The organism is Variovorax sp. 05L425, from assembly GCF_056397705.1.
The window spans coordinates 1-24,403 of record NZ_JBFTNY010000015.1; the positions used below are offsets into that span (position 1 = coordinate 1).

The window sequence follows — 24,403 nt, forward strand, 5'->3', positions numbered from 1 at the left end:
AGATAGGCCAGACACGCTTCCTCGGAGCCAAACCAGTCGAGGAACTCGTTCCAGTTGCGGGGGTAGTCCTTCCCGGCTTCCGGCACTACGATATGGACATCCATCCAGTTATTGTGCGCCCAGTGGAGCTAACTGGATACCCCTTATTTGCGTACAGTGTTTGAGGGGCCTGAGGCGTCAGGGGCGCGAAGCCCTTGAGCATGCGCGAGTCAATTGAAACTCACGGCATTTCGATATGAGGTTGACGAGCCTTACCCCCGGCACTGACTACGCAGTTAGGGCTGCTTGGTTCCCCACCTGACCCGGTTGGCCACTTCACCATGCGGGGAGGCCCGTCAGCGGAGGATTGTAGGCGACGTTTCATCCCCCCAACATCGCATTGGTTGCAGGACGAGGGCGTCCGGGCGACGACCCCTAAAATGCGCCGATGGCCTATCTCGTGCTCGCTCGCAAACACCGTCCCAAAACCTTCAGCGAGATGGTGGGCCAGGAACATGTCGTTCAAGCGCTCGAAAACGCGCTGACCTCGCAGCGACTACACCACGCCTATCTTTTCACTGGAACGCGGGGCGTCGGCAAGACCACTGTTTCGCGCATTCTTGCGAAGTCTCTCAACTGCCAGGGACCTGACGGGCAGGGCGGCATCACCGCGACACCGTGCGGCGTATGTCAGGCGTGCCGGGACATCGACGCGGGCCGGTTCGTCGACTACACCGAACTCGATGCGGCATCGAATCGCGGCGTCGACGAGGTGCAGGCATTGCTGGAGCAAGCGGTCTACAAGCCGGTGCAGGGGCGCTTCAAGGTCTTCATGATCGACGAAGTGCACATGCTCACGGGCCATGCCTTCAACGCCATGTTGAAGACGCTGGAAGAGCCACCCGAATACCTCAAGTTCGTGCTGGCCACGACCGATCCGCAGAAAGTGCCGGTCACCGTGCTTTCACGCTGCCTGCAGTTCAACCTGCGGCCGATGGCGCCCGAGACCGTGCTTGAACATCTCACGCGCGTTCTGCAGACCGAAACGGTGCCGGCCGAGCCGCATGCATTGCGCCTCATCGCACGCGCCGCGCGCGGTTCGATGCGCGACGCCTTGTCGCTGACCGATCAGGCGATCGCCTTCGGCAATGGGGAGTTGCTTGAAGCCGGCGTCCGCCAGATGCTCGGCAGCGTCGACCGTGGCCACGTTTTCCGACTGATCGAAGCGCTGGCACAAGGCGACGGCAAGACGGTGGTCGAGACCTCGGAAGGATTGCGGCGCGATGGGCTTTCCGCCGCCTCCACGCTCGAAGAGATGACTGCCGTGCTACAGGGCATGGCCGTCTTGCAGGCGGTCCCCTCGCGCGCGGGCGCGGACAGCAGCGCAGACCCCGATGCCGCCGAAACGGCCCGCCTCGCCACGCTGATGCCGGCCGATGAAACGCAGTTGCTCTACAGCCTGTGCCTGCACGGACGCGGCGAACTGGGCCTTGCGCCAGACGAATATGCAGCACTCACGATGGTGCTGCTGCGTTTGCTGGCGTTCAAGCCCGGCGGCGCGGCAACCGCGGAAAAAAAAACTCTGAATGAAGCACCGCGGTCCGAAGCGGTGGCGCCGCGCGTGTCACCCGTCGAGACCGCCAGGCCGCCCATGCCTTCTCCGGCGGCGCCTTCGAAGGCACAGGTGCCTTCGGGCGCGCCCGTCGCGCCGCCGGGTCATCGCCTGCCGGTCGTGGACGCGCCGACGTTGAATACCTCCGCACCGCCACGGCACGTCGCCGAAGAGCCGGCACCGGCCGCCGCGAAGGTCATGGCGATGCCGGTCCGCGTTCAACCGCCGGCCGGTGCCCGCGAAGGCGAGTCGGTCGCTTCCTCGGCGCCGATCCCGCCAAGCGAGGAGGGCGACTTCTGGTACGCCGTCGTCACGCAGATGGTCGCCGCCGAGTCGATCACCGCGCTGGCGCGCGAATTGGCCTTGCAGTCGCAACTGGTGGCCCGCGATGTCGACCAGTGGCTGCTGCGCGTCGAGCGCGAATCGCTCAATCAGTCCGGCAGCCGCGACAAGGTTCAGGCTGCGCTCGCGGCGCTGGGTCATGGCGTGAAAATCGCCATCGAAATCGGTGCCGTCGTCGACAGCCCGGCGCGCCGCAACAAGCAGGCTGCCGAAGAGCGTCAGCGTGCTGCCGAAGAGGCGATACGCAACGATCCCGAGGTGCAGTCGATGATGCGAGACTGGGACGCGAGGATCGTCCCGGGTACGCTTCGACCCGCATGAACGCATGAACGGGCGGCCCTGCGTACGGCCGATGTGTTCTCATCCATCCATCTTTTTCCACTGACAGGACCAACGATGTTCAACAAAGGACAACTGGCCGGCCTCATGAAGCAGGCGCAGGCAATGCAGGACAACCTCAAGAAGGCGCAGGAAGAACTCGCCACGATCGAGGTCGAAGGCGAGTCTGGCGCCGGCCTCGTGAAGGTCGTGATGACGTGCAAGCACGACGTCAAGCGCATCACCATCGACCCCAGCCTGCTGGCTGACGACAAGGACATGCTCGAAGACCTCGTGGCCGCCGCCTTCAATGCAGCGGTGCGCAAGGCCGAGGAAACCAGCGAGCAGAAGATGGGCAAGCTCACCGCCGGCATGCCGGGCCTGCCGCCCGGCATGAAGCTGCCGTTCTGACGACGCGTCAGACCTGAATGGCAGATTCCAGCTCGCTCGATGCGCTGGTCGAGGCGCTGCGCCGCCTGCCTGGCGTCGGTGCGAAGTCGGCTTCGCGCATGGCCTTTCACCTGCTGCAGCACGATCGCGAGGGCACCCAGATGCTCGCGCGCGCGTTGCAACAGGCGGCCAGCAATGTGCGGCATTGCGAGCGGTGCAACACCTTCACGGAAGCAGCGATCTGCAGTGTGTGCAGCGATACGCGCCGCGATGCCACCAAGCTCTGCGTGGTCGAGACTCCGGCAGACCAGGCCGCGCTGGAGCGCACTGGCGCGTTCCGCGGCTACTATTTCGTGCTGATGGGCAAGCTCAGCCCGCTCGACGGCATCGGACCCAAGGACATCGGCCTCGCGAAGCTGTTCGATCGCGCACTCGATGGCACGGTGAGCGAAGTGATCCTCGCGACCAATTTCACCGCCGAGGGCGAGGCCACGGCCCATGTGATCGGCGAGGCGCTCAAGCAGCGCGGGCTTACGGTGACGCGTCTCGCGCGCGGCGTGCCGGCCGGCAGTGAACTCGAATACGTCGACCTCGGGACCATTGCGCACGCGTTGGTCGACCGTCGGTGAGCGCGCACCCTTCACGTCGTCCATATCGCGGGCCTCGGCACCATTCGAAGCACCGTCTGTTCGCGGGCCGGTAGTGGTCTTCATGTTTACGTAAAAACCCGCACGGGATGTTCCCGATGCAGGCGCAGATGCGCGCCCCTAAGCTCGTTTCGAACTACACGAATACAGGGCCTTCAGGCGCCACTCATGCTCAATCGCCGTACCTTCACCGTCGCCGCAGCGCTGGGCGCCGCAGCCATCGGCGCACCGCTGGTCCATGGGCAGCCGAAGCTTGAAAAATCGAAGGTATCCATCTCGGTCGGCGGCAAGGCTGCTTTCTATTACCTTCCATTGACCATCTCCGAGCAACTCGGCTACTTCAAGGCCGAAGGTCTGGATGTGGAAATTTCGGATTTCGCGGGTGGCTCGCGCGCCTTGCAGGCGGTCGTAGGCGGCTCGGCCGATGTCTGCTCGGGTGCTTTCGAGCACACGATCAACCTGCAGGCGAAGAACCAGATCTTCCAGGCTTTCGTCCTGCAGGGGCGCGCACCGCAGATCGCGATCGGTGTCTCGACGAAGAACATGCCGAGCTACGCGGGCATTGCCGACTTGAAGGGCAAGAAGGTTGGCGTCTCGGCACCGGGCTCGTCGACCAACATGGTGGCCAACCTCGTGCTCTCGCGCGGCGGTCTCAAGGCCAGCGATGTGAGCTTCATTGGCGTCGGTGTCGCGGCCGGGGCACTCACCGCCTTGCGCTCGGGACAGATCGATGCGATCAGCAACACCGATCCGGTGATGACGATGCTTGAGCAGAAGGGCGACGTGAAGATCATCAGCGACACGCGCACGCTCAAGGGCACTCAGGAAGTGTTTGGCGGCTTGATGCCGGCCGCGTGCCTCTATGCGTCCGCAGAGTTCATCCAGAAGAATCCGAACACCTGCCAGGCGCTGGCGAATGCCATCGTGCACGGCCTCAAGTGGCTGCAGACGGCCGGTCCGGGCGACATCATCAAGACCGTGCCGGAGACCTATCTGCTCGGCGATCGCGCGCTGTACCTCGCATCGTTCGACAAGGTGCGCGAAGCCATCGCCACGGATGGCCTGGTGCCGGCCGAAGGTCCGAAAACGGCGCTGAACGCCATCGCGAGTTTCGATCCCACCGTCAAGGCCGACAAGATCGACCTGTCGAAGCTCTACACCAACGAGTTTGCGCGGCGCGCGAAGGACAGGTTCAAAGCCTGACCTCCACGTCCCGCAACCCGGCTTCGGCCGGGTTTTTTCTGGCCATCCATGGTTGACTACGCGCTCGAACTCCTCGACATCAGCTGCATTTTTCGATCGAAGGATGATCAGGGGCAGCGCTATACCGCCGTCTCTGGCACCACGCTGCGTATTCGCGAGGGTGAATTCGTGTCCGTGGTCGGGCCGACGGGTTGCGGCAAGTCGACCTTGCTCAACGTCGGCGCCGGGTTGCTGGAGCCGTCATCGGGCAGCGTGAAGGTGTTCGGGCAGCCGCTCGCCGGTGTCAATTCGCGGGCCGGCTACATGTTCCAGTCCGAGGCCCTGATGCCGTGGCGAAGCGCGCTGGACAACGTGATGCTGGGCCTGCAATACCGCGGCTTGCCTGACGCAAAGGCGAAAGCGCAGGCCGAGGATTGGCTCGCCCGTGTAGGCCTCGCCGGATTCGGTGACCGCTATCCGCATCAGCTCTCCGGCGGCATGCGCAAGCGCACGGCGCTGGCCCAGGTGCTGGCGCTGGACCCTGACATCATCCTCATGGACGAGCCCTTCAGCGCGCTCGACATCCAGACACGGCAGCTGATGGAAAACGAGGTTCTCGACCTGTGGGCGGCGAAGAAGAAGGCGGTGCTCTTCATCACGCATGACCTTGATGAGGCGATCGCCATGAGCGATCGCGTGGTGGTTCTTTCCGCCGGACCGGCGACGCACCCGATCGGCGAATTCGTCATCGACCTTCCGCGTCCGCGCGACGTGGCGGAAGTCCGGGCGCATCCGCGATTCGTCGAGCTGCACACGCAGATATGGGGCGTGCTGCGCGACGAAGTCCTCAAGGGCTATGCGCAACAACTGAAGAAGGCGGCCTGACATGCGCCTTCGTCCCAGCGAAAGCAACGCGCGCTTCTGGCAGATCACGGTGCTGATCGTGCTGCTGGTGGCGTGGCACATCGCGTCGCGCAATCAACAGTTCGCCTTCTTTCTCGGCGAGCCGATCCAGGTCGCAGGGCGGATCTGGAGCTGGTTCATGCCGGTCGCGATTCCGCCCAACGCGCTGTTTCCTGAAGGCCTTCCCGGCAATGCGGATGTCTACCTGCATCTCGGCGTGACGCTGCTGGAGACTGTTCTGGCATTCATCATCGGCACCGTGCTCGGCCTGGCCTGCGGTCTCTGGCTCGCACTGGCGCGGACGGCGAGCCTGATCTTCGATCCCTACATCAAGGCGGCGAACTCGATGCCGCGTGTGATCCTCGCACCGATCTTCGCGCTGTGGTTTGGCCTGGGCATCTGGAGCAAAGTGGCGCTCGCCGTCACGCTGGTGTTCTTCATCGTGTTCTTCAACGTCTACCAGGGGGTGCGCGAGGTGAGTCCCGTGGTGCTGGCCAACGCGCGCATGCTGGGCGCGAACCAACGTCAATTGCTGCGCACGGTGTATTTGCCGAGCGCGACCAGTTGGGTGTTCTCGAGCCTGCACACGTCGGTCGGGCTGGCGTTCGTGGGTGCGGTGGTGGGCGAATACCTGGGTTCGGCCCGTGGCGTCGGCTATCTCATCCTGCAAGCCGAAGGCACCTTCGACGTCAACACGGTGTTCGCCGGCATCGTGGTGCTGACGGCGTTCGCGCTGGTGCTTGACGGTATTGTCGGCGTCCTCGAAAAGCGCCTGATGAAGTGGCAGCCCCGCAGCGGCGAAACCGAGAAGCTCTGAGCGCCTCAGCGCTTCTTCTTGGAGGGCGTTCCGCCGCGTGACTCGTGCGTGACCTGCGCAGTCTTCGAGGAAGTCTTGGTCACGCTGCTCTTGGCGCCCTTTGAACCGGCAGCGACAGTGCTCTTCGGCACCATGCTCGTGGTCTTGAGCATATGGCCGCCATAGGAGCGCGCCGCGCCGCTGCCGACATGCGCCGCCGACGCCGCGCGAACTGGCAAGTAGACAACGACCTCGTAGCCCTTCTGGAAGGCGTGGTTCGGTTTCACGTCGTTCCATTCGGCGACGCTGGCCGGATTGAGCCGGTACCGGTGGGCGATGCTCGCGACGCTGTCCTTCTTGCCGGCCCTGATGACGGTGCGGCGCGTGACGATCTCAGGCTGGAAGCTCAGCTGCCCGGTATCTGCGACGACCGCCGCGACGTCTTCCTGCACACGCGCGCCGCGCGGCACGATCAGCGTCGATCCCGCCTTGATGAGCATTCGCGGCGGCACGCTGTTGACGGCGCGCAGATCGGCATCGCTCATGCCCGTTCGCTGGGCGGCATCGGCCACCGTCATCGTGGATGGCACGGTCCAGGCGGTCCAGCTGGCGTACTGCCCCTGCGAATAGGCCTCGAAGTTGCGCTGGAACACGGCCGCGTTGTCCCACGGCAGCAGGATCTCGGGCGTTCCGGCCGCAAGCAGAACCGGCTTGTGCGCCGACGGATTGAGGGCTCGGAAGTCCTCGATCTTGACGTCGGCGAGTTTCGCGGCGAGGTCGACGTCAAGGTCGCGCTTGAGCGTGACGGTCTGGAAGTAGGGGTGGTTCGCGATCAACGGCAGGTCGGCGTTGAAGCGCTCCGGATTGGCGACGATGTTCTTGACCGCTTGCAGCTTGGGCACGTACATGCGGGTTTCGGCCGGCATGCTGAGGTCGGCGTAGCCGGTCGGCAAGCCGGCGCGCTGGTTCTTGGCAATCGCGCGGCTCACATTGCCTTCGCCCCAGTTGTAGGCCGCGAGCGCGAGCTGCCAGTCGCCGAACATGCCGTAGAGCTTTTGCAGGTAGTCGAGCGCGGCCCGGGTGGATGCGACCACATCGCGCCGGTCGTCTCGAAAGATGTTCTGCTTGAGGTCGTAGTCGGTGCCCGTGGCCGGCATGAACTGCCACATGCCGGCGGCGCGAGCGCTGGAGACGGCCTGCGGATTGAAGGCACTCTCGATGTAGGGCAGCAGAGCGATCTCGGTCGGCATGTCGCGGCGTTCGAGTTCCTCGACGATGTGGAAGATGTAGCGGCTCGACCGCTCGGTCATGCGCTGCATGTAGTCGGGCCGGCTGGCGTACCACTGCTCGCGGTCATGCACGAGGTCGTTGTCGAGGTCGGGCATCTTGAAGCCGCGGCGGATGCGGTCCCACATGTCCGTGGGAGGCGCCAGGGTCACGACGGCACGTGACTTGGTTTCGCCCGAAGTGATCGGCGTGAGGGGGCCGCCCGGATAGACCGGGGTCGCAGAGCCCGATGCACCCGAGGACGAATTGCCCGTACCGGTGGCGCAGCCCGCGAGAAACAAGGAGCCCGCGAGGCAGGCGGCAACGATAAGTCTCATCAAAAGGTGTTCATCCATTGGTGCACAGCGAAAGCTGTTGCGCCGGGTACTGAGTGAGGCCTGCGACGCGGGGTTCCGCGATATGCGCGAATCTCGGGTTAGCAAGTGTGTATGCGATGTCGTTCGCGGCACCATTGCATGCATGGGCCGGGAGAAAATTCGCGATGCGCCCCACAGGAGCGGCATGATGATGGTGCGTGACTAGAATCGCGGCCAACTGCAGATCGCCACGCCCGAGTGCATCAGACACCGGCTTGGCATCTCCTGGGTCGACCACGATCGCGTCGCGCCCTTCCTGCAGCATCCAGATGTGGTTGTCGGCAAAGGCGGGCAGCGGAACGAGGGTCATGAGCGGTCAAATTATAGGTTTGCATGATTGGTTCGAGACCCCCCCCGGGCGCTATCTGCTGGCCTGGGAGCAGTCACAGTTCGACCAGGCCGTGGCCGACGTGTTCGGCTATCACGCGCTGCAGCTCGGTTTGCCCGAGCTGGAGGGCTTGCGGGCCAACCGCATGCCGCATCGCTGGCTGGCGGTATCGGAGCCGGCCATCGCGGCGCGGAGCGCACTCGTCACCGATTTTTCCGCGCTGCCTTTTTCGGCCAACAGCCTCGACCTGGTGGTGCTTCCGCACACGCTCGAACTCAGCCTCGACCCCCACGCGACGCTGCGCGAGGTGGAGCGGGTGCTGGTGCCGGAAGGTCGCGTCGTCATCTGTGGCCTCAATCCGGCGAGCCTGTGGGGCATGCGGCAACGCAGGGCGCGTCTTTACAGGCGATTGGGGTTCGGCGAGCTTTTTCTGCCCGAGGCCGGCGACTTCATCGGCTACCGGCGGATGCGCGACTGGCTGCGCCTGTTGAGTTTCGAAGTCGAATCGGGGCGCTTCGGCGTCTATCGGCCGGCCGTGCGCAGCGAGGCGTGGCTGGAGCGCTGTCACTGGTTCGATACGGCTGGCGAACGCTGGTGGCCGATCTTCGGCGCGGTCTATTTTCTGGTGGCGGTCAAACGGGTCCGCGGCCTTCGGCTCCTGAGCGCCGATTGGCGCAGGGCCGCGGCCCGCGCCAGCGCGCCGGTGCCGATCGCGGGCAGGATGCACCGCGATCACTCTCTCGACAGTCACAAGGAACGTTCTTGAACGAAGTACAGATCTATACCGACGGCGCCTGCAAGGGAAATCCCGGTCCGGGCGGCTGGGGCGCATGGCTCAAGTCGGGTGCCACCGAAAAGGAATTGTTCGGTGGCGAGCTCAACACCACCAACAATCGCATGGAACTGCAGGCGGTGATCGAGGGGCTCGGCGCGCTCAAGCGTCCATGCAAGGTCATCCTCTACCTGGACAGCCAGTACGTGCGCATGGGTATCACCGAATGGATTCACGGCTGGAAGGCCAAGGGCTGGCGTACGTCGACCAAGCAGCCCGTCAAGAACGTCGAACTCTGGCAGCAACTCGACAAGCTGGTGTCGGAGGGCGGTCACCAGATCGAATGGCGCTGGGTCAAGGGGCACTCAGGCGATCCTGGCAATGAGCGCGCCGATGCGCTGGCCAACAAGGGCGTGGACCGGGCGATGGGCAGGATCTGAGCGCAATCTGGCGCGGGTTCAGATGCGCTCGGGCATTTCCAGCGCTTCGCCCATCTGCGCCCTGAAGAGCAAGTCGTCGGTGATTCGCAGTCGCCGGCTCATCTCGCGTGCGATGTTCATCTGGATCACCGCGAACTGCTCGACGTCGCGCTCGAACAGTCGATAGAGATTGGCCGGCGAGAGTTGGATCGCGCTGCAATCCTCGTCGGCCCGCACCGAGGCGCTGCGTGGCGAAAGATCGAGAAGCGCCATTTCGCCGAAGCAATCGCCCGGGCCGAGCCGTCGAATGAGCAGTTCATGGCTTTGCCAGTTCTTCGACACGGTCACGTGCCCCGTCTCCAGCACGTACATGCAGTCGGGTTCGTCGTTCTCGTGGAAGAAGAAGTCGCCGTGCTGCACACGGACGACCGGCGCCGGCGCCAGCAGAAATTCGATGATCTCCGAGCCGATGGCTCCGAAGATGGGCATCTGCTGCATCAATTCGATTCGGTTTGCGCCCACGGGCCGCTCCTTGGAGGTTCGGGTCCGGCAGACCTTACACCACCCCGTCGAACATCATCACGTCGACCGCATCGCCCGCGGCCACATTGCCCTGACCATGGTGCAGCACCACAAGGCCGTTGGCCTCGACCATGGAGCTCAGGACGCCCGAGCCCTGATTGCCGGCAATTCGCACTTCCGGCAGCGATCCGGGGATCGCCTGCACCCGGCCGCGCTGATATTCGGTGCGACCCGGCTTCTTGCGAATGGCGCTGACGCTCGTTGCGCGCAGCAATGGCGGCGGCGCGGCGCATGTCGCGTTGCAGCCCATCATGCGCAGCAGCGCGGGGCGCACGAAGGCCAGGAAGGTGACCATGACCGCGACCGGGTTGCCGGGCAGGCCGAAGAGCACCGCCGGGCCACGGCTTTCGGTCCCTGAAGGGATCAGGCCCACCGCCATCGGTCGCCCGGGCCGCATGGCGACGCGCCAGAAAGCCATGTCGCCGAGCTGCTGCATCACGGCCCGCGTATGGTCGGCCTCGCCGACGCTGACGCCGCCGCTGGTGATGATCGCGTCGGCCTCGGCGGCGGCGCGTCGCAATGCAGACTCGAGCGCCGCAGGGTCGTCGCGCACCAGGCCGAGGTCGATCACTTCGCAACCCAGGCGCGTGAGAAGGCCGAAGACCGTGTAGCGGTTGCTGTCGTACACCGCACCCTCGCGTGGCGATTCCCCCAGGCTCAGGATCTCGTCGCCGGTCGAGAAATAGGCGACCCGCAGGCGCCGGAGCACTGGCACAGTCGGCAATCCGAGGCTGGCCATCATGCCCAGCGCAGCCGGCGAGATGATTTCGCCGCGTTGGAGTGCGGGTTTGCCCTGCGTCAGGTCCTCGCCCGCCAGGCGCCGGTTGTCGCCGCGGCGCAGCGCCTTGGCCGGGAAGCTGACGACGTCGGATTCGACGGTGCAAAACTCCTGGGGAATGACGGTGTCCAGGCCGGCCGGCATCACCGCGCCTGTCATGATCTTCACCGTGTCGCCGGCGGCCAGGGCGCCGCGCCAGGCGGCACCGGCCAGCGCCGTGCCCACCACCCGCAGGCGCACGGTCGCATCGTCGCCGTGGCCATCGAGCACACTGCCGTCCAATGCGAAGCCATCCATGGCCGAGTTGTCGTGCGGCGGCACGCTGACAGGCGAGATGATGCCCTCCGACAGCACCCGGCCGAGCGCGTCGCGCAGCGCGATGTGTTCGCCCTGCGTGACGATGGCTGGCTCCGCGAGCCGTGCCAGAAAGGCCTGCACGGCGTCGACGCCCAGCGCCTTGGGGTCGTAGCCCGCCAGGGCGGCGGCGATGTCTGCAATTCGGCTCATGGAGGGAGATCGGAAGTCACGGACGCTGGGATTCGAGCGCGTGCAGTTCGGCCAGCGTGTTGGCGTTGAAGAACGCGTCGGGCGCGTCGCCAGGCCGATCGAAGGGCACCACCACCGTGCGGTGCTGCGCGGTCCAGCGGTCGATCTTGCGGCCGCCGGCCTGTGTGAAGCGCACCAGGCTTTCAAGCAGCGCGGCGCCGAGGAGGCAGAACACCGGTTGTGGCCGCATCGCGATCGCGCCGTCGGGCTCTTCCGAGGCTTCGCGGGCTGCCGCCATCGCGATTTCCGCGCCGCCGGCTAGGAGAGCCTCGGAGAGCCGGCTGGCCAGATCGAGCGGGAACAGCGGCGTGTCGCAGGGCACGGTGAGAAGGTACGGTGTCTCGCAGCGCTCCAGCCCGGTGAGGAACCCCGCGAGCGGCCCCGCATAGTCCGCCAATCCGTCGGGCCAGACCGGCACGCCGAAGGATTCGTACGCCGAGAGATTGCGGTTGGCGTTGACCATCATCTCGCCGACCTGCATGCCGAGACGCATCACCGCATGCATCGCGAGCGGTGTGCCGTTGAAGTTCTGCAGGCCCTTGTCGACGCCGCCCATGCGCGAGCCGCGCCCGCCGGCCAGCACGAGGCCGGTGATGTCAGCGCTGGGAATGGTCAAGGTGGTCATTTGAGTGGTGACCCACACCAGGAGCCCGCGGAACCGGCTCGGCCGGGCCGCTGGGGCTGCCCCCGGAGAGGGGGTGTCCGAGCCACACGAAGTGGGCGAGGCTTGGGGGTGAGCTTGTTCATCCGCCGATGTAGCTCATTTCGACGCGGCGCGGCGCGCCCGCATCGCTGTCCGGCTCGCGCAGGGCACGCAACTCGGAATAGCGATCGCTTCGACCCTGCCAGATGTCGGCGATGGCGGACGTGATCTGTGCGTCGTCCGCACCGCCGCGCAACATCGGCCGCAGGTCGTGGCCTGCGTTGGCAAAGAGGCAGAGAAAGAGCTTGCCCTCGGTGGACAGGCGCACCCGGCTGCAGTCGTGGCAGAAGGCCTGGGTCACGCTGCTGATCACGCCGATCTCGCCGCCGCCGTCCTGATAGGCCCAGCGCTGGGCGGTTTCGCCGGGCGCGCTGGCTTCGAGTGGCGCGAGCGGGAATTCCCCGGCGATGCGCCGCACCACCTCCGCGGACGGAAGCACTTCATCCATCCGCCAGCCGTTGGTGGCGCCGACGTCCATGTATTCGATGAAACGCAACACCACGCCGGTGCCGCGGAAATGCCGCGCCATCGGCAGGATTTCCTGCTCGTTGGTGCCGCGCTTGACCACCATGTTGACCTTGATCGGCCCAAGGCCCGCGCCGTGCGCGGCCTCGATGCCTTCGAGCACCTCGGCAACCGGGAAGTCCACGTCGTTCATGGCGCGAAAGACGGTGTCGTCAAGCCCGTCGAGGCTCACCGTCACGCGTTGGAGGCCGGCGGCCTTCAATGCCTTGGCTTTGCGGGCCAGCAGCGAGCCGTTGGTGGTGAGCGTGAGGTCCAGCGGCTTGCCGTCCGTCGTGCGCAGAGCGGCCAACTGCTCGACCAGCACTTCGAGGTTCTTGCGCAGCAGCGGTTCGCCGCCGGTGAGCCGGATCTTGTGCGCGCCGTGTGTCGCGAAAATCCGCGCGAGCCGCGTGATTTCCTCGAAGCTCAGCAGCGCGCTGTGGGGCAGGTATTGATAGTCCTTGTCGAAGATTTCCTTCGGCATGCAATAGCTGCAGCGAAAGTTGCACCGGTCGGTGACGCTGATGCGCAAGTCGGTCAGCGGCCGGGCCAGGCGGTCGAGCAGCACTCCAGTGGCCGGGACCGGACGCCCGGCCGAGACCGCGACGCGACGGCCGCGGCCGATCTCGGAGAGGGGGACGACATGGTGGCTCATGGGTAGAGCAATTTAACGCATCGCCCGTGCCCTCGGCGCTCCGATGCCGTTTGACCCTGCCGGGAGCCGACCGCCCAGCTACACGCAACGAGCGCCGTCGACCTCGATGCAGACGCCGCTGATGAACGACGCCTCGTCACTCGCGAGATAAAGCGCTGCGTTCGCAACGTCGAGTGCCGTCGAGAAGCGACCCAGTGGAATGGTTGCGCGGAACTTCGCCTTGCGTTCCTCGGTGACGGGGCCGCCGGCGAATTCGGCGGCGAGGCCGGTGTCGGGGTTGAAGACCGGGTTGATGCAATTCACGCGGATGTTGTCGGGTCCGAGTTCGGCAGCCAGCGACTTGCTCGTGGTGATCACCGCGCCCTTCGATCCGTTGTACCAGGTGAGTCCGGGGCGCGGGCGCACGCCAGCGGTCGAGGCAATGTTGATGAACGAGCCGCCGCCGTTGGCGCGGAAGGCGGGCACGGCGTGGATGGTCGAGAGATAGATGCTCTTCACATTGACCGAAAAGCAGCGGTCGAACTCTTCTTCGCTCACTTCCAGCGCAGGGCGATTGCGATGCGTCCAGCCGGCGTTGTTGACCATCACGTCGAGCTTGCCGTGGCGCTGAATCGCGGCATCGACCAGCGCCTTCACTTCGGCCGACTTGGTGACGTCGGCAGCGAAGAAGGAGGCACGGCCTCCTGCGCGCAGGATGGCCTCGACCACCTGTTCGCCGAGCGCTGTGTTGATGTCGTTGACGATGACCTGGGCACCCTCGGCCGCCAGCCGTTTCGCGATGCCTTCGCCGATGCCGCCGCCGGCGCCGGTCACGATGATGGATTTGTCCTTGACGCGCATGTTGTTATCTCCGATTGCTGTGGTTCTTGTGATTCTCGTGAGTTGGGGGTCAGCCGTGCTTGATGGCCACCGTCTTGAGGGTCGTGAATCCGTAGAGGGCTTCGAAGCCTTTTTCGCGACCGTAGCCTGACGACTTGACGCCGCCGAAAGGCAACTCGACGCCACCGCCGGCTCCATAGTTGTTGATGAACACCTGGCCGCTCTGCACGCGCTTCGCCATCCGGAATTGACGCGCGCCGTTCTCGGTCCAGATGCCGGCGACGAGGCCGAATCGCGTCGCGTTGGCGAGCGCCACGGCTTCGTCTTCGTCGCGGAACGACATCGCCGCCAGCACCGGGCCGAAGACTTCTTCCTGGGCGAGACGATGGTCCACCGGCACGTCGCGAAGCAGCGTGGGCGCTTGGTAGAAGCCGCTCTCGGGCGCTTCGTCGACCACCACGCCTTGACCCACCATCGGGATGCCCGCGATATGCGCGTCCGACAGGAAATCCCACACGCGCTGCTGCTGCGACTGGCGGATCAGCGGGCCCACGTCCAGGTCCATGGCCGCTGGGCCGACGCGCAGCGCATCGAATGCATGGCCGAGGCGTTCGAGCAGCGGCTCGTAGATTTCGCGCTCGATGAGCACGCGCGAACCTGCCGAGCAGGTCTGGCCCGCGTTCTGCACGATGGCGTTGATCACCACGGGAATGACGGCGCGCAGATCGGCGTCCGCGAAGATGATCTGCGGGCTCTTGCCGCCGAGTTCGAGTGTGACCGGGCAATGGCGCTCTGCCGCCACCTGCTGGATGATCGTGCCGACCTTGGGGCTGCCGGTGAAGCTGATGTGGTCGATGCCCGGGTGGCGTGCCAGCGAATCGCCGACCTCATGGCCATAGCCGGTCACGATGTTGAGCGCGCCGGGCGGAAAGCCGACTTCCGCCGCCAGCTGCGCCACGCGGATCAGCGACAGGCAGGCGTCTTCCGACGGCTTGACCACGCACACGTTGCCCGCAGCCAACGCACCGCCGACGCTGCGCCCGAAGATCTGCATCGGGTAGTTCCACGGAATGATGTGGCCGGTCACACCGTGCGGTTCGCGCCAGGTGAGGACGCTGTAGCCGTCCTGGTAGGGCACGGTCTCGCCATGGAGCTTGTCGCAGGCGCCGGCATAGAACTCGAAGTAGCGCACCAGCGCCAGCGCATCGGCGCGCGCCTGCTTGACCGGCTTGCCGCAATCGCGCTGCTCGATCAGCGCCAACTCGTCAACGTGCTCGGCGACCTTCTGCGAAAGCTTGTAGAGCAGCCTGCCGCGATCGGCCGCGCTGACCTTGTGCCAGGTCGACTCGAAGCAGTGGCGCGCGGCGCGCACCGCAGCATCGATGTCCGCTGCATTGCTGCGCTGCAGCTCGTCGAAGGTCTGGCCGTCGGAGGGGTCGATCACCGGCAGCGTGCGGCCGGACGATGAGGCAACGCTTTCGTTGCCGATGTAGTTGAGTTGCATGGGCGAAATCTTAGCGGCCTCCCGCCATGCGCGCGGGGGAGCGCGTTCAGCGCGACGCGGTGGCCCTCGGCAAGGCGCGCACGGCGTTGAGCATCCGCTCCACGTGCTTGTCGGGGTTCAGGTTCTGGTAGTAGTAGGCGACGTTGCCATTGGGCGCGATCACGTACGACAGCCGGTTGGCGAAGTCCGGCCGGGTCTGCATCAGCGCGTCGAAGCCCTGGATGATGGTCTTGGACTGGTCCGAGGCCACCGGGAAGCGGTTCTGGCAGGACTTGACCGAGAACTTGGTCAGCGTGTCGATGTCGTCGGCCGAGACGCCGATCACGGTGGCGCCCAGCGCCGCGAACTGGTCGATGGCTTCGGCGAAGGCGTGTGCCTCGATCGAGCAGTCGTTGGAGTCCGCCGCCGGGAAGAAATACACCACCACCGGCCCCTTGGCGAGCTCTTCGGCGAGCGAATAGCGGAAGGTCTTCCCGCCCAGGGCCGCCGTGGCGGTGAACCTGGGCGCCGGATCGCCGATGTCCAGTGCCGCGAAAGCGGGTGAGGCCAGAACTGCGACAACTGCAAGCAAAGCTGCACGCACGGAGATCGTGAGCGTCATGATGTAACCCCCGGGGAAGGCCTGACGAATTCTAGGGCTGGAGGCCTCGCGGCGGGCGGCTGAAACCGGCAAGAGATTGCCTGCGTATTCGCTACAACAGACGAGGGGAACAGACGATGACTTTCGCAATGACACGCTGGCTGCGTGCCGCTTGCCTGTGTGCCGGGATTGCCGCGTTGAGCGCCTGCGGTTCGTTGCCGCAGATGCATGAGCGGCCGGAAGAGCACGCGGCGCGGCCGGACCCGTCCACCCGCCTCGCAAGGATCGTGGCCGATTCGACGCCACCCGGCGAGCATTCGGGCTTCCGCCTGATGCCGCTGGGCGTCTATTCGCTCGACGCCCGCATCCAGCTCGCGCATCGGGCACAGCAGTCGCTCGTGGTGCAGTACTACCAGCTTGAAAACGACGGTACTGGTCGCTTGCTGATGCGCGCCCTGCGCGAGGCGGCCGCGCGCGGCGTGAAGGTGAGGGTACTGGTCGACGATCTCTACACCGCGAAGAGCCAGCAGCCGCTGCTCGAGCTCGCGCAGACGCCGAACGTGGAGGTGCGCCTGTTCAATCCGTTCTGCTGCGGTCGCGACGGCTTCGTGTCGCGCTTCGCCGCATCGCCGCAGGACATCCCGCGTCTCAACCACCGCATGCACAACAAGCTCTTCATCGCCGATGGCGTCATGGCGGTGGTGGGCGGACGCAACATCGCGGACGAATATTTCGTGCTCAGCCAGTCGCAGAACTTCATCGACATGGATGCCGTCGTCGTGGGCAAGGTGGTCGCAGAACTCGAATCGGTCTTCGACGCCTTCTGGAATGCGGAGCAGGTCTGGCCGATCGAGGACATCGTGCGCGGCGCGCGGGGGCGCAAGCCGACGGCGGAGGATTTCGACAACTGGATCGGCATGTCGGCACCGGCGCCGAAGCTCGACCTTCCGCCCGTGGACATCCTTGGCTACGGCCCGATTGCAGAGGAACTGGACGGCGGCCGCATGGGCCTCCTGTGGGGCGAGGCGCACGCCGTTGCCGATCCACCGAGCAAACCCACATACATGAACGCTGACGAGGCGCTGGCAACCAGCGTGACCATGAAAGTCTGGGGCCTGCTGATGCAAGCGAAGATCGAGGTGGACCTGACCTCGCCTTACCTGGTGCCGGGTGAGAAGGGCATGGCGGCCTTCGAGGATCTGTCGCGGCGCAAGGTCAAGCTCACGCTGCTGACCAATTCGCTCGCCGCCAACGACGAGCCGCTCGTGCACACGGGCTATGCGCGCTATCGCGAACGCCTGCTCACCAGCGGCGCCGATCTCTATGAGCTGAGTCCTGAACGCACCATGGCCAACGAGCGCTTCGGCATGTTCGGCAATTCGCTCGGCCGGCTGCACGCCAAGACGGCGGCCATCGACAAGCAGCGCATCTTCATCGGCTCCATGAATCTCGACCCGCGATCGGCGACCCAGAACACCGAAATGGGCGTGGTGGCCGACAGCCCGCAACTTGCGCGGGAAATGCTGCGGGTCATCAACGTCAGCAAGCTCCAGAATTCCTATCGCCTGCGGCTGGACAAGGAAACCGGCGCGCTGCAATGGCTCACCACCGACGGCGAAAAGGAAATCATCCTGACCTCGGAACCGGAAGCGGGCTTTTTTCAGCGTTTCTATAACTCGCTGATCGCGCCAATCGTTCCTGAAATGCTGTTGTAATCCTCAGGATGGTCACTACGGCATCCTTTCCTTGCAATTCGGCGCCGCCGCCCCACATGCTCCGCATGAACGCTACACATACCCCTGCGCACAAGACCGACCTGGCTGTGACGCACGTGCTGGCCCAACTCCTGGAGCGGCTCGAGCACAGTCCTGAGCCCGTCGGCGCCGAGCAATACCGTTCCGTCGTGATGCATCTGGTCGATGAATTCCGCGATGTGGAACCGGGTGCTCAACTCGGTCAATTGCTTGACGCCTATCCCGCCGCCGCCGAGGTGTACGAAAACCTGAACTACCAGTACGCCGGCCTGTGCCGTACTGCGCTCGACGTGTCCCTGTCCGCCGAAATGGCCGCCAAGAGCGCCATCGAGCGCGCGATGAAGCGTGGCCCGGAAACCGCCCATGAGTAAGACTGAAGTCAAGACCACCGTCCTGGAAGACGGCCTGCGCTACAAGGCCAAGGCCTCCGGCTCGCCATTTCGCGCTTCGGCGTCGTTCAGCGGCGCAACGATGTCGTGTTTCATGTGCGGAAAGCACCGCGTGCGTTCCCAGATGCGAACGCGGCAATTGCTCGGCAAATCGCAGACGGTTTGCGCGCCTTCGTGCAAGGCGCTCGACGAACTAGTGGCAAACGGGGGCGGTTGAGCCCCCTTTTTTTGCCCTCTGGCAGCCTGCTCGGGCCGCCCGATTAGTACTTCGTACCGCCTACCAAATCGGAAGAATTCGAACTACAGTTGGAAACAATTGATGCGAATAATTGCATCAATGCCAAAGTTCTAACTAACGGTCGATTCAAATGATCCCGATGAATTCGATGACTCTCCAAGCCCCGGGCCTGCGTCGATTCAATGCGAAAGGACGGGCCCTGTGAGCCGCCAACGCCACGTCATCATGCAAGTCGTCAAGCGCTCCGGCGGTGCGACGCATCACGTCGAGTTCTGCATCGACGACAACTTCGCGGAGCGCCTGCGGCAACTGCGGTCGCTGGTGCCACCGTTGAACTCGCTGAACAAGCAGCGCGACCTCGTCATCGACAAGGTCCGCGTGCGCATGCCGACCGCCGTATGGCGATGCGGCGTCGACATCGACAGCTCGGTCGACGGTTCGTGCATCGTGATTGCTGCCGAAGGCTTTTTCAATTGCGGCGCCAAGGACCGCAAGACGAAGGAAAAGCTGGTCACCTACACCTTCCCGATCGCGCGGCTGATCGAACTCCACCTGGAGCGGCCTGCCGGCGAGACCTTCTACATCCGCGACGGCATCTTCACCAACGACGAGCCCGCGGATTCGGCGGCCGGCCGCTGGGTGGCATCGCTGCACGAACTCGAGGAAATGCGCGTTCCCGAGGCGCCGTCCGACTTCGACACCCTCCAGGGCGTGCCGTTGCGGGCCGAGCAGGGCGCGTTGCCAACGCGCTCGGTCAGCCTGAACTGACCGAGGCCGCTGCGCGCCGGGGCCAGGCCACGGCGCGCTATTGGCGCTATTGGCTATTGCACCTTCACTTCGACGCGCCGCGCTTCCGCCGCCGGGCCATCGCCCTGGGCTTGCGTGGGCTTCGCAAGTTCGACCTTGTCATCGGGCACGCCAGCCATCTTGAGCGCGGCGCCCACCGCCATCGCGCGTTGCTTGGCGAGTTCGGCGTTCTTCTCCGCATCGCCGGTGGCGTCGTGGAAGCCGCTCACCACCACATGGCCGCCGGCCTGCACGTTCTTGACGATGTCGGACAGGGCCTCGTTCGCGCCTGCTGGCACTTCGGCGCTGCTGGTGGCGAAGTAGAACTTGACCACGCCGCCTTCTGACTTGATCGACGCACCCGCGTCCGCAGCGGGCGCGGCGGCAGGGGCGGACGGCGCGGCGGGCGCGGTGATCGGAGCAGGTGTCTCGGCCGGCTTGGTCATGGCGCTCGCATCGCCGCCATGGAACTTCACCACCAGCGGCACGATGAGCAGCGCCACGATGTTGATGATCTTGATCAGCGGATTCACCGCCGGCCCGGCCGTGTCCTTGTAGGGGTCGCCCACGGTGTCGCCGGTGACGGCGGCCTTGTGCGCCTCCGAGCCCTTGCCGCCGTGGTGGCCGTCCTCGATGTACTTCTTGGCGTTGTCCCAGGCGCCTCCGCCCGTGCACATGGAGATCGCGACGAACAGGCCGGTGACGATGGTGCCCATCAGCAGACCGCCCAGCGCCTTCGGGCCGAGCACCAGGCCGACCAGGATCGGCACGACCACCGGCAGCAGCGACGGGATCATCATTTCCTTGATCGCCGCACCGGTCAGCATGCTCACCGCACGGCCGTACTCGGGCTTGGCGGTGCCTTCCATGATGCCCTTGATCTCGCGGAACTGGCGGCGGACTTCCTCCACCACCGAGCCGGCCGCGCGGCCGACGGCCTCCATCGCCATGGCGCCGAACAGGTAGGGGATCATGCCGCCGATGAACAGGCCGACGATCACCATCGGGTCGCTCAGGTTGAAGTCGATCGCAAGGCCGTAGCCTTCGAGCTTGTGCGTGTAGTCTGCGAAGAGCACCAGCGCCGCGAGCCCCGCGGAGCCGATCGCGTAGCCCTTGGTCACGGCCTTGGTGGTGTTGCCGACCGCATCGAGCGGGTCGGTGATGTCACGCACGCTGGCCGGCATTTCCGACATCTCGGCGATACCGCCGGCGTTGTCGGTGATGGGGCCGTAGGCATCGAGCGCGACCACGATACCGGCCATGCTCAGCATCGCCGTCGCCGCCACGGCGATGCCGTAGAGACCCGCCATCGTGTAGGCAGCAAGGATTGCGATGCAGACGCAGATCACCGGCCAGGCCGTGGACCGCATCGACACGCCGAGGCCCGCGATGATGTTGGTGCCGTGGCCCGTCGTCGAAGCCTGCGCGATGTGGCGCACGGGCGAATACTGCGTGCCGGTGTAGAACTCCGTGATCCACACCAGCGCGGCAGTCAGCGCCAGCCCGACGAAGCAGGCGCCGAACAGCTTGAGCTGACTTCCGGTGGCCGCAATCGCGTTGTCGGGGATCAACCAGCTCGTCACGAACCAGAACGCGATCAGCGACAGGATGCCCGCGACCGCGAGACCCTTGTAGAGCGCCGGCATCACATTGACCATGCCCGGCGAGGCCTTCACGAAGAAGCAGCCGATGATCGACGCGATGATCGACACGCCGCCGAGGGCCAGCGGATACATCACCGCATTGACCGGCGCGGCCGTCACCATCAGCGCACCGAGCACCATGGTCGCGATCAGCGTCACGGCGTAGGTCTCGAAGAGGTCGGCCGCCATGCCGGCGCAGTCGCCGACGTTGTCGCCCACGTTGTCCGCGATCACGGCCGGGTTGCGCGGATCGTCCTCGGGGATGCCGGCTTCGACCTTGCCCACCAGGTCGGCGCCGACGTCGGCCCCCTTGGTGAAGATGCCACCGCCGAGCCGCGCGAAGATCGAGATCAGCGAGGAGCCGAAGGCGAAGCCGATCAGTGGGTTGAGCAGGCTCGCAAGGCTCTTGTCCGGCGTCAGGGCGCCGTTACCCGCAAGAAACCAGTAGAACGCCGAGACACCCAGCAAGCCCAGTCCCACGACCAGCATGCCGGTGATCGCGCCGCCGCGAAACGCCACGTCGAGCGCCGGGCCGATGCCCTTGGTGGCGGCCTGCGCGGTGCGCACGTTGGCGCGCACGGAGACGTTCATGCCGATGAAGCCGCAGGCGCCCGAGAGCACCGCGCCGATGATGAAGCCCACTGCCGTGGTCACGTCCAGGAAAACGGCGATCAGGATCGCAAGCACCACGCCGACGATGGCGATGGTGCGGTACTGCTTCGCGAGGTAGGCCGCCGCGCCGGTCTGGATCGCCGCTGCGATCTCCTGCATTCGTGCGTTGCCCGGGTCTTTCGAAAGAATCCAGCTGCGCGCCCAGAATCCATAGGCCACGGCCACGAGGCCGCAGACGATGGCGAGGACGAGAGGGGTGTTGCCAGTCATGCCTTTGCTTCTCCAGTAGTTCGTCGTAACTTGTGGAGACGAAAGCTCGACCTGTGCGCAACGCGTACGGGTCAGTGCTTCCGCCGCGTTGCTTCCTCGAAGCCCCGGTGCCGCGAAGGCAGGGGCCGATTGGCCAACGGGATCAATTTACAGGCAAATGCCGCTTTCTGTGCGACTGCGCCGTGACATGGAAAGTAAACTTCGGGTTTTTCCGCATCCTGCGAACAACACTTTCAACTACTCCAAAGACACGCACCATGTCCCTCGGCCAAGTTTCCCCCGGTAAAGACGCCCCCGAAGCCTTCAACGTCGTCATCGAGATCCCGATGAACGCCGATCCGATCAAGTACGAAGTCGACAAGGAGTCGGGCGCGATCTTCGTCGACCGCTTCATGACGACCGCGATGCACTACCCGACAAACTACGGCTACGTGCCGCAGACCTTGTCGGGCGACGGCGACCCGGTCGACGTGCTGGTCATCACGCCCTACGCGCTGGTGCCCGGCGTGGTGGTGCCGTGCAGGCCCATCGGCATCCTGATGATGGAAGACGAGGCCGGCGTCGACGGCAAGGTGCTCGCCGTGCCGACCGACAAGGTGCTGCCCATCTACAGCCACTGGAAGAAGGTCGAGGACGTGAACCCGATGCGCCTGAAGGCCATCACGCACTTCTTCGAGCACTACAAGGACCTCGAAGCCGGCAAGTGGGTCAAGGTGCTGGGCTGGGAAGGTATCGACGCCGCCAAGAAGGAAATCATGGACGGCATCGCGAACTACAAGAAGTAAGTTTCGCGGTCGGTCATTTTTGAGGCGCCTCGCGGCATGTGTCGCGAGGCGCTTTTTCATGTCTGCGCCAGCAATTGGCAAGGAGGATTGACGGCATGCCCAGTTCGCGCAGATTGCAGTTGGAGCAGGCGACCTTGATGCAGGTCAAGCTTCAAGCATCGCTGGGAGTCGACTTGAACGGGAGGGCGTTGGGCGAGCGGATGTTCGACGCGGCACTTGCGGCACTGAAACCGATTCAGCGTATGCCGGCGATGGGCTCGCCGCGACTGGGGCAGTCGTGCGAGATCGCCGGTTTGCGGTCGTGGCGCGTCGCGGGGTTCCCCATGCAGTGGCTTTACTTCGAAACCGAGGACCATCTGGATGTGGTTCGCTTGCTTGGGGACCGGCAAGACATTGCAGCCATTCCGAGTGCCGGCGATTGAAATTGGACGGACCTCACCGCGTTGATGATCAACGGCTGCAAAGGGGAAGGTCAGCACTCCGAATTCAACTCGGGCAGGTGGTACAGCCGATCGCAAATCTTCTCCAATTCAGAGCTCAGGCGATCAATGCACTTCTCGCGCAGGCGCCGATAACCTTGAAGGCGTCGGGGCGCAGCAGCTCAGGAAGGTCACTTGGACGACTTCCCGGTGCGCGCGGAGTTGCCTTGGGACGGCACGGCCACAGGCGAGTTGATGGTGCGCGGTCGCTGGATCGTTGAGCGCTACTTCGGCGCGGACAGTTCTCCATTGGTTGATGGGTGGTTCCCAACCGGGGACGTGGCAACCATCGACCGAGACGGTTTCATGCGCATCACTGAACGCGCGAAGGACGTGATCAAAAGTGGCGGCGGATGGATCAGCTCCATCGAATTGGAGAACATCGCGACGGAGCATCCCGCCGTCGCCTTGGCCGCCTGCATCGACAAACCACGCTCCAGTCCAGTCGTCCGCCGCCAGGTTCACATGGTCCCCTTGGGAATCACTTCTTCCGCGAATCAGCCGTCCCGATGCAATGCCGCGTGCGCCACGATCGCCTCGATGATCTGCGGCCACATCGAGATCGGCAACGCATGACCCATGCGCGGAATGCGCAGCAGCCTGGAGCCTGGAATGGCCGCGGCGACATCGATGCCGCATTCGACCGGCACCAGCGGATCGGCGTCGCCGTGGATCACCAGCGTGGGCACCCGCACCTCGCGCAGCGCGGGCTTGCGGTTGCCCGAAGCGAAGATGGCAGCCAGCTGGCGCGCCACGCCGGGCGGATTCATGCCGCGCGCGAAGACGGCGCGGGCTCGCTCGGCGTCGCGGGCCTCGTCTTCCGGAAAGCCCGGGCCGCGCAGCACGTTCCAGGTCCTGGCGTAGTGCGGCAGGTAGGCTTCCAGCGTGTTGGGCGATGGCGTGAACAGCACGCCCATCGCTTCGGACGTGGGCGGCGGCAGGGCGGGGTCGCCGGTGCTTGACATGATGCTCGTGAACGAGAGCATCCGCTGCGGATGGTGCAGGGCCAGTTCCTGCCCGATGGCGCCGCCCATCGAGGCGCCGACGATGTGGGCGCGCGCGATTTTGAGCGCGTCGAGAAGGCCGGCCGTATCGTTCGCCATGTCGCGCAGCGAGTAGGGCACTGTCAGCGGCTTGCCCGCCAGGGCAAGCGCCATCAGCGCCATGACGTCCGGCACGCCCAGGTGCGCGAGGTGGCTGGAGCGGCCGATGTCGCGGTTGTCGAAACGGATCACGCGAAAGCCGCCGGCGTCCGCAAGCGCGGCACAGAACGCGTCGTCCCACGCGATCATCTGGGCGGCAAGACCCATGATCAGCAGCAATGGCGGGGCGGCGGAATCGCCGAAGCTGTCCCAGCACAGTTCGACGCCGTTGGCATGGGCGAATTGTTCCGGGCCATCAGGGGTAGGGGTCACGGGGAGGCCTCCTTGTTCGCCGCCACGATA

General features: G+C 65.1%; 25 protein-coding genes, 1 other RNA gene and 2 pseudogenes. 15 read left to right on the top strand and 13 right to left on the bottom strand.

The genetic code is table 11. From position 1 onward, the window contains the following. Both AC1DN9_RS17535 and ffs read right to left on the bottom strand, forming a co-directional pair. A pseudogene (locus AC1DN9_RS17535) lies at nt 1–104 on the bottom strand (IS1595 family transposase); the annotation flags it as partial. Nucleotides 105–240: 136 nt separating this feature from the next. After that, an RNA gene (gene ffs / locus AC1DN9_RS17540) (signal recognition particle sRNA small type) lies at nt 241–337 on the bottom strand. A gap of 90 nt (nt 338–427) precedes the next feature. Between ffs and dnaX the strand changes: the two genes are divergently transcribed. The 6 genes from dnaX (at nt 428) to AC1DN9_RS17570 (ending at nt 6,190) form a co-directional block, all read left to right on the top strand. Then, a complete protein-coding gene (gene dnaX / locus AC1DN9_RS17545) occupies nt 428–2,254 on the top strand; it encodes a DNA polymerase III subunit gamma/tau (protein WP_478102384.1) in 1,827 nt (608 codons plus the stop codon). A 75-nt stretch (nt 2,255–2,329) separates the two neighbouring features. Beyond that, entirely contained in the window at nt 2,330–2,662 is a 333-nt protein-coding gene (locus AC1DN9_RS17550; protein ID WP_012747441.1) for a YbaB/EbfC family nucleoid-associated protein, read from the top strand. 17 nt (nt 2,663–2,679) lie between these two features. Beyond that, the gene (recR, locus tag AC1DN9_RS17555) at nt 2,680–3,270 is read left to right on the top strand and encodes a recombination mediator RecR (protein WP_478102386.1); all 591 of its coding nucleotides are present in this window, start codon (nt 2,680–2,682) and stop codon (nt 3,268–3,270) included. Nucleotides 3,271–3,456: 186 nt separating this feature from the next. Beyond that, the gene (locus AC1DN9_RS17560) at nt 3,457–4,491 is read left to right on the top strand and encodes an ABC transporter substrate-binding protein (RefSeq protein ID WP_478102389.1); all 1,035 of its coding nucleotides are present in this window, start codon (nt 3,457–3,459) and stop codon (nt 4,489–4,491) included. 48 nt (nt 4,492–4,539) lie between these two features. Then, a complete protein-coding gene (locus tag AC1DN9_RS17565) occupies nt 4,540–5,355 on the top strand; it encodes an ABC transporter ATP-binding protein (RefSeq protein ID WP_478102391.1) in 816 nt (271 codons plus the stop codon). Between the two features lies 1 nt (nt 5,356). After that, a complete protein-coding gene (locus AC1DN9_RS17570) occupies nt 5,357–6,190 on the top strand; it encodes an ABC transporter permease (protein WP_478102393.1) in 834 nt (277 codons plus the stop codon). A 5-nt stretch (nt 6,191–6,195) separates the two neighbouring features. On the opposite strand, the gene AC1DN9_RS17575 is transcribed toward AC1DN9_RS17570, so the two are convergent. Together AC1DN9_RS17575 and AC1DN9_RS17580 are read right to left on the bottom strand one after the other, a co-directional pair. After that, on the bottom strand, nt 6,196–7,773 hold the full coding sequence (locus tag AC1DN9_RS17575) for a transglycosylase SLT domain-containing protein (RefSeq protein WP_478102395.1): 1,578 nt from the start codon (nt 7,771–7,773) through the stop codon (nt 6,196–6,198). A gap of 10 nt (nt 7,774–7,783) precedes the next feature. Beyond that, complete coding sequence (locus AC1DN9_RS17580; protein ID WP_478102397.1) at nt 7,784–8,122, bottom strand: MBL fold metallo-hydrolase; 339 nt, start codon at nt 8,120–8,122, stop codon at nt 7,784–7,786. A 19-nt stretch (nt 8,123–8,141) separates the two neighbouring features. On the opposite strand from AC1DN9_RS17580, the gene AC1DN9_RS17585 reads away from it, so the two are divergent. Both AC1DN9_RS17585 and rnhA read left to right on the top strand, forming a co-directional pair. Further along, nucleotides 8,142–8,906, top strand: coding sequence for a class I SAM-dependent methyltransferase (locus AC1DN9_RS17585; RefSeq protein ID WP_478102398.1), 765 nt, complete (start codon nt 8,142–8,144; stop codon nt 8,904–8,906). Continuing rightward, nucleotides 8,903–9,352 (top strand): ribonuclease HI, encoded by a 450-nt coding sequence (rnhA, locus tag AC1DN9_RS17590; RefSeq protein ID WP_478102400.1) that lies wholly within the window; start codon nt 8,903–8,905, stop codon nt 9,350–9,352. Before AC1DN9_RS17585 ends, rnhA begins: the two co-directional genes overlap by 4 nt. Before the next feature lie 18 nt (nt 9,353–9,370). Here rnhA and AC1DN9_RS17595 read toward each other — a convergent pair whose 3' ends face one another. From AC1DN9_RS17595 to AC1DN9_RS17625, 7 genes are all read right to left on the bottom strand, one after another. After that, nucleotides 9,371–9,853 (bottom strand): Crp/Fnr family transcriptional regulator, encoded by a 483-nt coding sequence (locus AC1DN9_RS17595; RefSeq protein ID WP_478102401.1) that lies wholly within the window; start codon nt 9,851–9,853, stop codon nt 9,371–9,373. 34 nt (nt 9,854–9,887) lie between these two features. After that, on the bottom strand, nt 9,888–11,198 hold the full coding sequence (gene moeA / locus AC1DN9_RS17600) for a molybdopterin molybdotransferase MoeA (RefSeq protein WP_478102402.1): 1,311 nt from the start codon (nt 11,196–11,198) through the stop codon (nt 9,888–9,890). Nucleotides 11,199–11,214: 16 nt separating this feature from the next. After that, the gene (gene mobA / locus AC1DN9_RS17605; protein WP_478102404.1) at nt 11,215–11,862 is read right to left on the bottom strand and encodes a molybdenum cofactor guanylyltransferase MobA; all 648 of its coding nucleotides are present in this window, start codon (nt 11,860–11,862) and stop codon (nt 11,215–11,217) included. Between the two features lie 118 nt (nt 11,863–11,980). Beyond that, a complete protein-coding gene (moaA, locus tag AC1DN9_RS17610) occupies nt 11,981–13,099 on the bottom strand; it encodes a GTP 3',8-cyclase MoaA (protein WP_478102406.1) in 1,119 nt (372 codons plus the stop codon). A 78-nt stretch (nt 13,100–13,177) separates the two neighbouring features. Then, nucleotides 13,178–13,939 carry an SDR family oxidoreductase gene (locus tag AC1DN9_RS17615; protein WP_478102408.1) on the bottom strand — a complete coding sequence of 254 codons (762 nt, stop codon included), beginning with the start codon at nt 13,937–13,939 and terminating at the stop codon, nt 13,178–13,180. 49 nt (nt 13,940–13,988) lie between these two features. Next, nucleotides 13,989–15,422 carry an aldehyde dehydrogenase family protein gene (locus AC1DN9_RS17620; RefSeq protein ID WP_478102410.1) on the bottom strand — a complete coding sequence of 478 codons (1,434 nt, stop codon included), beginning with the start codon at nt 15,420–15,422 and terminating at the stop codon, nt 13,989–13,991. 46 nt (nt 15,423–15,468) lie between these two features. Next, nucleotides 15,469–16,023 carry a peroxiredoxin gene (locus AC1DN9_RS17625; RefSeq protein WP_478102411.1) on the bottom strand — a complete coding sequence of 185 codons (555 nt, stop codon included), beginning with the start codon at nt 16,021–16,023 and terminating at the stop codon, nt 15,469–15,471. A gap of 116 nt (nt 16,024–16,139) precedes the next feature. Between AC1DN9_RS17625 and AC1DN9_RS17630 the strand changes: the two genes are divergently transcribed. The 4 genes from AC1DN9_RS17630 (at nt 16,140) to AC1DN9_RS17645 (ending at nt 19,151) form a co-directional block, all read left to right on the top strand. Continuing rightward, nucleotides 16,140–17,717, top strand: a complete 1,578-nt coding sequence (locus AC1DN9_RS17630) for a phospholipase D-like domain-containing protein (protein WP_478102414.1) — start codon at nt 16,140–16,142, stop codon at nt 17,715–17,717. A gap of 65 nt (nt 17,718–17,782) precedes the next feature. Next, nucleotides 17,783–18,127 (top strand): hypothetical protein, encoded by a 345-nt coding sequence (locus AC1DN9_RS17635; protein ID WP_478102416.1) that lies wholly within the window; start codon nt 17,783–17,785, stop codon nt 18,125–18,127. After that, complete coding sequence (locus AC1DN9_RS17640) at nt 18,120–18,362, top strand: hypothetical protein (protein WP_478102418.1); 243 nt, start codon at nt 18,120–18,122, stop codon at nt 18,360–18,362. Before AC1DN9_RS17635 ends, AC1DN9_RS17640 begins: the two co-directional genes overlap by 8 nt. A gap of 222 nt (nt 18,363–18,584) precedes the next feature. Further along, nucleotides 18,585–19,151 (top strand): hypothetical protein, encoded by a 567-nt coding sequence (locus tag AC1DN9_RS17645; protein WP_478102420.1) that lies wholly within the window; start codon nt 18,585–18,587, stop codon nt 19,149–19,151. A 53-nt stretch (nt 19,152–19,204) separates the two neighbouring features. Here the strand turns inward: AC1DN9_RS17645 and AC1DN9_RS17650 are convergent, their stop codons facing one another. Then, nucleotides 19,205–21,694: a sodium-translocating pyrophosphatase gene (locus tag AC1DN9_RS17650; protein WP_478102422.1), complete on the bottom strand. Its 2,490-nt coding sequence runs from the start codon at nt 21,692–21,694 to the stop codon at nt 19,205–19,207. 257 nt (nt 21,695–21,951) lie between these two features. On the opposite strand from AC1DN9_RS17650, the gene ppa reads away from it, so the two are divergent. The 3 genes and pseudogenes from ppa to AC1DN9_RS17665 all read left to right on the top strand — a co-directional run. Then, nucleotides 21,952–22,479, top strand: a complete 528-nt coding sequence (ppa, locus tag AC1DN9_RS17655; protein ID WP_478102424.1) for an inorganic diphosphatase — start codon at nt 21,952–21,954, stop codon at nt 22,477–22,479. A 137-nt stretch (nt 22,480–22,616) separates the two neighbouring features. Further along, a complete protein-coding gene (locus tag AC1DN9_RS17660; RefSeq protein WP_478102426.1) occupies nt 22,617–22,901 on the top strand; it encodes a type II toxin-antitoxin system RelE/ParE family toxin in 285 nt (94 codons plus the stop codon). 216 nt (nt 22,902–23,117) lie between these two features. Beyond that, nucleotides 23,118–23,381: pseudogene (locus tag AC1DN9_RS17665) on the top strand (long-chain fatty acid--CoA ligase); the annotation flags it as partial. A 74-nt stretch (nt 23,382–23,455) separates the two neighbouring features. Here the strand turns inward: AC1DN9_RS17665 and AC1DN9_RS17670 are convergent. Next, nucleotides 23,456–24,373 (bottom strand): alpha/beta fold hydrolase, encoded by a 918-nt coding sequence (locus AC1DN9_RS17670; protein ID WP_478102427.1) that lies wholly within the window; start codon nt 24,371–24,373, stop codon nt 23,456–23,458. Between the last annotated feature and the right edge of the window lie 30 nt (nt 24,374–24,403).

Bases quoted from the DNA above. Each gene is read 5' to 3' on its own strand.
- AC1DN9_RS17570 (WP_478102393.1), top strand. From the start codon at position 5,357: ATGCGCCTTCGTCCCAGCGAAAGCAACGCGCGCTTCTGGCAGATCACG.
- moeA (WP_478102402.1), bottom strand. From the start codon at position 11,198: ATGAGCCGAATTGCAGACATCGCCGCCGCCCTGGCGGGCTACGACCCC.
- dnaX (WP_478102384.1), top strand. From the start codon at position 428: ATGGCCTATCTCGTGCTCGCTCGCAAACACCGTCCCAAAACCTTCAGC.
- AC1DN9_RS17565 (WP_478102391.1), top strand. From the start codon at position 4,540: ATGGTTGACTACGCGCTCGAACTCCTCGACATCAGCTGCATTTTTCGA.
- AC1DN9_RS17560 (WP_478102389.1), top strand. From the start codon at position 3,457: ATGCTCAATCGCCGTACCTTCACCGTCGCCGCAGCGCTGGGCGCCGCA.
- AC1DN9_RS17640 (WP_478102418.1), top strand. From the start codon at position 18,120: ATGAGTAAGACTGAAGTCAAGACCACCGTCCTGGAAGACGGCCTGCGC.
- AC1DN9_RS17625 (WP_478102411.1), bottom strand. From the start codon at position 16,023: ATGACGCTCACGATCTCCGTGCGTGCAGCTTTGCTTGCAGTTGTCGCA.
- AC1DN9_RS17650 (WP_478102422.1), bottom strand. From the start codon at position 21,694: ATGACTGGCAACACCCCTCTCGTCCTCGCCATCGTCTGCGGCCTCGTG.
- ppa (WP_478102424.1), top strand. From the start codon at position 21,952: ATGTCCCTCGGCCAAGTTTCCCCCGGTAAAGACGCCCCCGAAGCCTTC.
- AC1DN9_RS17620 (WP_478102410.1), bottom strand. From the start codon at position 15,422: ATGCAACTCAACTACATCGGCAACGAAAGCGTTGCCTCATCGTCCGGC.
- AC1DN9_RS17635 (WP_478102416.1), top strand. From the start codon at position 17,783: ATGAACGCTACACATACCCCTGCGCACAAGACCGACCTGGCTGTGACG.
- moaA (WP_478102406.1), bottom strand. From the start codon at position 13,099: ATGAGCCACCATGTCGTCCCCCTCTCCGAGATCGGCCGCGGCCGTCGC.
- AC1DN9_RS17550 (WP_012747441.1), top strand. From the start codon at position 2,330: ATGTTCAACAAAGGACAACTGGCCGGCCTCATGAAGCAGGCGCAGGCA.
- AC1DN9_RS17630 (WP_478102414.1), top strand. From the start codon at position 16,140: ATGACTTTCGCAATGACACGCTGGCTGCGTGCCGCTTGCCTGTGTGCC.
- recR (WP_478102386.1), top strand. From the start codon at position 2,680: ATGGCAGATTCCAGCTCGCTCGATGCGCTGGTCGAGGCGCTGCGCCGC.
- AC1DN9_RS17615 (WP_478102408.1), bottom strand. From the start codon at position 13,939: ATGCGCGTCAAGGACAAATCCATCATCGTGACCGGCGCCGGCGGCGGC.
- AC1DN9_RS17580 (WP_478102397.1), bottom strand. From the start codon at position 8,122: ATGACCCTCGTTCCGCTGCCCGCCTTTGCCGACAACCACATCTGGATG.
- mobA (WP_478102404.1), bottom strand. From the start codon at position 11,862: ATGACCACCTTGACCATTCCCAGCGCTGACATCACCGGCCTCGTGCTG.
- AC1DN9_RS17660 (WP_478102426.1), top strand. From the start codon at position 22,617: ATGCAGGTCAAGCTTCAAGCATCGCTGGGAGTCGACTTGAACGGGAGG.
- AC1DN9_RS17575 (WP_478102395.1), bottom strand. From the start codon at position 7,773: ATGAGACTTATCGTTGCCGCCTGCCTCGCGGGCTCCTTGTTTCTCGCG.